Genomic DNA, 4,537 nt, shown 5'->3' with positions numbered 1-4,537 from the left:
TTTTCGAAGAGTATTAACTAATTTCTTCTTACCAATTCCACCATATCATAAGGCAGGGTATTGGCTGCTTCCTTCAAGGAATAGTTCTCTAAGTTATTGACATTTTGTCGTAACTTCTTGGCATACTTGGTCGTAATCAATCGTTTTTCTTCGTATTCGAAAATCAACTTGCGCTCCAGATAATAGCCTCTCAGCATTTCATCGATATTGTTGGGTTTGATACGTGTAATAACCCGTTCGACAAAGGCACCACTGCTGATAATAGCTGTTTCACGAAGACGAGACTCCTGCATAAAACTAATCAAAGAGCGTCTATAGACTCCCTTCAGATTTTCCAAACTTTCAATAATCATCTCTGTATTGGCAAGATAGAGCTCTGCTATTTGGTCATAATCAAGAGCACGGAGACGGCTTTGCTCCTTGTCCTTCCAGCTACGGAAGGTCTTTCCGAGAGTAAAAACTTCATGCAGGAGAAAACGTAAAATCCTCAAGGAAACAAGAAAATAATAGGTCAGTCTTGACGCAAATTTACGATTGATGCCTCGTTCTATGTTTTTCAGATAACGTTGGTAAACTCGGTAAGCACGATTGCTAATGTTCCCCTCTTCATAGGCCTGTTCCAATCCATCACTTTCAATACTAAGAATCAAGAGTTTCAAAGCAGCCCAGTCTTCTTGAGCCCCCTTATTTTCTTGACTCAGGATGAGATTTTCAATACGTCCATGGTAATTGTCAATAGCCGCATAGAGAGGGAGCTTATTTCTCGTGCCTTCCAACTCTTTTTCCAACTCTAGCGTTACTTCATTCAAAATGGCAATATGCATGAGATAATCCTTGCTTTCTTCCTCTTCATCAGAAAGATGAGGCAAGACCACGAGGCCTGTTAAAAAACTGACAAGCGTCACACCTGCGACAAGGAAAAGTAAGAGAGGATACTCCTGCTCTAAATTACTTGGTATCAGAAGAATTGTAGCAATCGACACGGTTCCCTTAACACCTGAGAAGGTCAAGAGAAGCATGTCCTTCATATACTTATTTAGCTTTTTCTTGAGACGTCTAGTCCTATAGGCATAATAGCCATAGATCATGACAAAACGAATAGCAAAGAGGACAAAGGTAAGAGCGACAAGAGATCCCAATAAAAGTAAGGGATTATAGATTGGATTGGTCAAGATAGGCTCTGCTATCATTTCCAGCTCCATCCCTAAAATCACAAAGACAGAACCGTTTAGCATAAAGTTGACTGTATGCCAGACCGTCTCAGTCACCGTATCCACTTGGGCTTCGAGAAGCGTAATTTTCTTAAAACGGCTTGCCTTTAAAATCCCAGCAACCACCACGGCAATAATCCCTGAAACGTGTACCTCTTCTGCCAGAAAGAAGGTCACAAGAGGCAAACTCAATTCCAGAAGGAGTTCACTGGCAATATCTGTTGCGCGCACACTTAGCAAGAAGCTATGGAGGAACCGGTTGGTCATGGCTGTTAAAAAACCGATCAAAAAACCGCCTAGGATTGAAAAGATGAGCGAACTACTCGCTTGCCCAAGGGAAAAGACTCCAGTTGTCCAGGCTGTCAAAGCCACCTGAAAGGCAACCAAGCCAGAAGCATCATTCAAGAGTCCTTCACCCTTAAGGATATTGGACACGCGCTTAGGAAAGCTAAAACGCTCCGAAAGAGAGGCAAAGGCAACCAAGTCCGTAGGCCCAAGGGCCGCCCCAACAGCCAAGCAAGCCGCCAAGGGAAGACTAAGCCAAAGAAGATGGGCCAAACCACCCAAACTCAAGGTCGAGATAAAAATCACTGGAAATATGAGATAAACAATGATTCGCCAGTGTTTTAAAATAGCCGTAATATCTGCTTCCTCCGACTCTCGGAAAAGCAAGGGCCCGATAACCAGGGCCAAAAACAACTCTGTATTGAGGTGAAAGTCGGTATTGGGTAAAAAGAGGCCAATCACAATTCCCAAAAGAATTTGCACCAAAGGGAGGGGCAAAAAGGGCAGGAGCTTATTGGTTGTACTTGAGACAATCAGGACCAGTAAAAATAGGATGAGGTAAATCAGTAATTCCACGCACGTCCTCCTTAATCTTTTTTACAACAGGATTCAAAAATCTCCTTCTGCTCTTTGATTTTTTGGTCAATCTTGGAACAATCCTTGTGCTCAATTTTTCTCTGGCACCGTTCCATTTCAAGAGCAACTAATTTTTTCTTGATTTTAAGCATTTTTTTGCTCATATGCGCTTGGTCTAGCACTCCCACTGCTCGTTCGTGGTGGGTTGATTCAACAAAATTCTGGCGCATGGCATCCAGCTTTTCACGTAGGTATTGTTTATCCATGTCTATATCTCTCTAATTTTTCAATCATTACTAAAAATGGTGGGTTGTTGACTTGGTTTAAAGTTCGGTAAATGGCAGCTGTGTACTCTTGTTGGTTCAACTGGCTAACAAAATCCAAGACAGCATCCCTCTCTAGGTCGCCTCCTTCATGACCGTAGTAGATCATGATAGCAATTCGTCCACCTTTGACAAGCAAATGACACAGCTTTTCTAAGGCTTCAATAGTCGTCTGAGGTTTGGTAATGACTGACTTATCAGCTGATGGCAAATAGCCTAGATTAAAAATCCCTGCCTTGGCTTCTGTCACAAACTGGTCCAGTATCTCATGGCCTTGCAAGATTAACTGGGCATTTGTCATTCCAGCCTGGTCCAAACGCTCTTGGGTCTTTTCCAAGGCTTGTTCCTGAATATCAAAAGCATAAACTTGCTTAACTAGCTTGGCTAGAAAAAGCGTGTCGTGACCATTTCCCATGGTCGCGTCCACTACGATATCGTCCTGAGTCACTACCTCAGCCAAAAAATCATGTGCCATCTCAAGTGGTCTTTTCATTTTCAAACTCCTGTTTTACAGCCTTGCATCCTTGAACGCTTCCACGACGTCGCATCTCCATCTCAATGCTGTTGAGGACTTCCCATTTATTGAGGCTCCACATAGGACCAATCAGCATATCTCTAGGTGCATCTCCTGTGATTCGATGGATGACGATATGTTTAGGAATGATTTCCAGTTGGTCACAGATGACCTTGACATACTCGTCCTGACTCATCAGTTGCAAACGTCCCTCGTGATAATCCCGTTGCATACGCGTATTGGTCATCAGGTGAAGCAAGTGCAATTTAATCCCTTGAATATCGTTATCCGTGACACAGCGGCGGACATTTTCAATCATCATCTCATGGGTTTCACCAGGAAGACCGTTAATCAAATGGGAAACAATCTCAATTTTGGGATACTTCCTCAAACGCTTGACCGTTTCCACGTACAATTCATAGGAGTGGGCACGGTTAATCAGGTCAGAGGTTGTTTCATAAGTAGTCTGCAAGCCCAATTCAACCGTCACATGCATGCGCTCCGATAACTCAGACAAATATTCAATAGTTTCGTCTGGTAAACAGTCTGGTCGCGTTCCGATATTGATTCCTACTACACCTGGCTCATTGATAGCCTGCTCATAGCGCTCTCGGATGACTTCCACCTTTTCATGGGTATTGGTAAAATTTTGAAAATAAACCAGATACTTCTGAACATCCGGCCACTTACGGTGCATAAAGTCAATTTCCTTATAAAATTGCTCACGGATAGGCGCGTCTGGTGCTACGATAGCATCTCCAGAGCCTGAAACCGTACAAAAAGTACAACCTCCATGAGCTACAGTCCCATCACGATTGGGACAGTCAAATCCCGCATCAATAGGGACTTTAAAAGTCTTTTCTCCAAAGAGTTTTCGATAGTAATCATTCAAGGTATTATAAGATTTCATAACTTTCATTATAACAAAAAACATCCACAATCTCAAAAGCCTGACTTTCCTATAAATTCCTCTGTTTCTCGTTTCCATTAGCCATTTTTTATGATACAATATGGGTATGATTTTAATGAAATTAGCATCTATTTTACTATTGATACTGACTTTAGTAGTCTGCATCATCATAACCAAACTTTTTAGATTAAAAAAACTAGGACGAAACTTTGCGGATTTGGCTTTTCCAGTTTTAGTATTTGAGTATTACTTGATTACAGCTAAAACCTTTACCCATAATTTCCTCCCTAGACTAGGCCTAGCCCTCTCACTTCTAGCCATTATTCTCGTTTTTTTCTTCCTTTTGAAAAAACGCAGCTTTTACTATCCTAAATTCATCAAATTCTTCTGGCGTGCAGGATTCTTATTAACCCTTGTTATGTATATCGAGATGATTGTTGAATTGATGGCTCAGAAATAAAAAACTAAATCGAAAACACCTCAATCAAACTAAAATACAATGATTGAAGTGTTTTTTTCTTTATCTATTTTTTAATAATGCTTATACTCAATGAAAATCAAAAAGCAAACTAGGAAGCTAGCCGCAGATTGCTCAAAACACTGTTTTGAGGTTGCAGATGGAAGCTGACGAAGTCAGTAACATATATACGGCAAGGTGAAGCTGACGTGGTTTGAAGAGATTTTCGAAGAGTATTATTCTGCAGCTTGTTGCCAACGT

At 41.4% G+C, this 4,537-nt stretch carries 5 protein-coding genes; 1 reads left to right on the top strand and 4 read right to left on the bottom strand.

Annotation, left to right across the window (positions count from 1 at the left end):
* Positions 1 to 17: 17 nt before the first annotated feature.
* From HT697_RS04120 to HT697_RS04105, 4 genes are read right to left on the bottom strand one after another with little or no spacing between them, the layout of a single operon-like run.
* The gene (locus HT697_RS04120; RefSeq protein ID WP_173262265.1) at positions 18 to 2,072 is read right to left on the bottom strand and encodes a cation:proton antiporter; all 2,055 of its coding nucleotides are present in this window, start codon (positions 2,070 to 2,072) and stop codon (positions 18 to 20) included.
* An 11-nt stretch (positions 2,073 to 2,083) separates the two neighbouring features.
* Complete coding sequence (locus HT697_RS04115) at positions 2,084 to 2,338, bottom strand: hypothetical protein (RefSeq protein WP_000361085.1); 255 nt, start codon at positions 2,336 to 2,338, stop codon at positions 2,084 to 2,086.
* Positions 2,331 to 2,888 (bottom strand): class I SAM-dependent methyltransferase, encoded by a 558-nt coding sequence (locus HT697_RS04110; RefSeq protein ID WP_173233641.1) that lies wholly within the window; start codon positions 2,886 to 2,888, stop codon positions 2,331 to 2,333. Before HT697_RS04110 ends, HT697_RS04115 begins: the two co-directional genes overlap by 8 nt.
* Positions 2,872 to 3,828: a TIGR01212 family radical SAM protein gene (locus tag HT697_RS04105; RefSeq protein ID WP_173262262.1), complete on the bottom strand. Its 957-nt coding sequence runs from the start codon at positions 3,826 to 3,828 to the stop codon at positions 2,872 to 2,874. The genes HT697_RS04110 and HT697_RS04105 overlap by 17 nt, the downstream gene beginning before the upstream one ends.
* 91 nt (positions 3,829 to 3,919) lie before the next feature.
* Here HT697_RS04105 and HT697_RS04100 point away from each other — a divergent pair, with 91 nt between their 5' ends.
* A complete protein-coding gene (locus HT697_RS04100) occupies positions 3,920 to 4,279 on the top strand; it encodes a DUF3397 family protein (protein ID WP_004242853.1) in 360 nt (119 codons plus the stop codon).
* The last annotated feature ends 258 nt before the right edge of the window (positions 4,280 to 4,537 follow it).

The sequence above is a fragment of the Streptococcus sp. 1621 genome, assembly GCF_013276615.1.
Taxonomy (GTDB): Bacteria; Bacillota; Bacilli; order Lactobacillales; family Streptococcaceae; genus Streptococcus.
Note: the sequence above shows the minus strand (reverse complement) of the source record. Positions and strands in the feature narration are given on the sequence as shown.

Bases quoted from the DNA above. Each gene is read 5' to 3' on its own strand.
- HT697_RS04115 (WP_000361085.1), bottom strand. From the start codon at position 2,338: ATGGATAAACAATACCTACGTGAAAAGCTGGATGCCATGCGCCAGAAT.
- HT697_RS04110 (WP_173233641.1), bottom strand. From the start codon at position 2,888: ATGAAAAGACCACTTGAGATGGCACATGATTTTTTGGCTGAGGTAGTG.
- HT697_RS04105 (WP_173262262.1), bottom strand. From the start codon at position 3,828: ATGAAAGTTATGAAATCTTATAATACCTTGAATGATTACTATCGAAAA.
- HT697_RS04100 (WP_004242853.1), top strand. From the start codon at position 3,920: ATGGGTATGATTTTAATGAAATTAGCATCTATTTTACTATTGATACTG.